This window comes from Brooklawnia sp., assembly GCF_049651565.1.
GTDB lineage: Bacteria > Actinomycetota > Actinomycetes > Propionibacteriales > Propionibacteriaceae > Brooklawnia.
Window position 1 is genome coordinate 1 of the sequence record NZ_JBASCI010000222.1, and the last position, 1,803, is coordinate 1,803.

Here is a 1,803-nt window from a genome sequence, read left to right on the forward strand (position 1 = left end):
TCGAGCAGGAGCCGAAGCTCGACCCATCCAAGACCGTGCTCGACGTGGTCAAGGAGGGCGTGCAGGAGGTCGTCGACCTGCTCGCCGAGTTCGAAGCGATCTCCAATCGATTCTCCGACCCGCTCGACGCCGACGAGATGGACAAGCTGCTCACCCGCCAGGGTGAGGTGCAGGAGCGCCTCGATGCCCTCGACGCCTGGGACCTCGACTCGCGCCTCGAGCTCGCCATGGACGCCCTCCGCTGCCCGCCCGGCGATACCTCCATCTCCGTGCTCTCCGGCGGCGAGCTGCGCCGTGTCGCGTTGTGCCGGCTGCTGCTGAAAAAGCCCGACATCCTCCTGCTCGACGAGCCCACCAACCACCTCGACGCCGAGACCGTGGCGTGGCTCGAGCAGCACCTCCAGAAGTACGAGGGCACCGTCATCGCCGTCACCCACGACCGCTACTTCCTCGACAACGTCGCCGGGTGGATCCTGGAGCTCGACCGCGGCCAGGGGATCCCGTGGAAGGGCAACTACTCGAGCTGGCTCGAGCAGAAGCAGGAGCGGCTGCGGGTCGAGCAGAAAGCCGAGAGCGAGCGCCAGAAGACGCTGCAGCGCGAGCTCGAGTGGATCCACATGGCGCCCAAGGCCCGCCATGCCAAGGGCAAGGCCCGTCTCAACGCCTACCAGCAGCTCCTCACCGCCCGTCCCGACTGATCTTCGCCGGGCAGTGAAGGCTGAAGTTGTTGGTGGTGTGGGGGATGGGCGCGTTTCTGGGCCGAATATGTAGGCATGTAATACTGAGTTATTAACTTGCTTTTTATTGTTCTATGATCTATATTGAAGGCATGTACATCGCAACCGTACCGAACCGCTCCTCGCCCCCGGCCATCCTCCTGCGCGAGAGCTTCCGGGAGGGCGCCCACGTCCGGTCCCGTACCCTCGCCAACATCACCCACTGGCCGCCCGAGAGGATCGAGGCACTACGCCGCACATTGCGTGGCGACTTCGACCTGGCCTGTGGCGGTGGTGAGGTCGTCGATGCCGTCTTCGGGGTGCTGTTCGTGCTGGCCCGCATCGCCGAGCGCCTCGGTCTGCCGCGTGCGCTGGGTCGCAGCCGGATCGCCAAGCTCGCCCTCTTCTTGGTGCTGGCCCGGGTCGCGCACCACGGCTCTCGGCTGTCCGCGGTGCGCTGGTCTGCCCACCACGCGGTGGAGGCTGTGCTGGGGCTGGCACCCTTCGACGAGGACGAGCTGTACGAGGCGTTGGCGTGGATTGCCGAGCAGCAGGAGCGGATCGAGGCGAGGTTGTACGCGTCGTACGTGAAGCGGGTGGGTGCGCCGCCGGTGCTGGTGCTGTACGACGTGACCTCCTCCTACTTCGAAGGGCAGTGCAACGAGCTGGGGGCGTACGGGTACAACCGTGACGGCAAGCGGGGCAAGAAGCAGGTGGTGATTGGGCTGCTCACGGCACCGGATGGTGAGCCACTGGCGGTGCGGGTGTTCCGTGGCAACACCTCCGATCCTTTGACGGTAGCCTCCCAGATCGAGGTGGTCAGGCAGCGCTTCGGGATCTCCGAGGTCGTGTTTGTCGGGGATCGGGGGATGGTCAAGAGCCGTGGGAAGCAGGCGCTGTCGGAGGCGGGGCTGCGGTACATCACGGCGCTGACGGACCCGCAGGTGCGTGCACTGCTGACGGCGGGGGTGATGCAGATGGGGCTGTTCGAGGAGGTGGTGGCCGAGGTGGAGCACGAGGGGCGCCGGCTGGTGCTGCGGCGCAACGAGGAGGTGCGGGAGAAGGAGGCACGGCGGGTCGCCGACAA

General features: G+C 66.4%; 2 protein-coding genes. Both read left to right on the forward strand.

The window, feature by feature from the left end; all coding sequences use genetic code 11:
• Positions 1 to 698 (forward strand): ATP-binding cassette domain-containing protein (locus WBL05_RS10535; protein WP_424225779.1); only part of this gene is annotated, 698 nt, incomplete at its 5' end.
• Between the two features lie 113 nt (positions 699 to 811).
• The coding region (locus WBL05_RS10540) for an IS1634 family transposase (protein ID WP_424225781.1) at positions 812 to 1,803 on the forward strand (992 nt) is incomplete at its 3' end.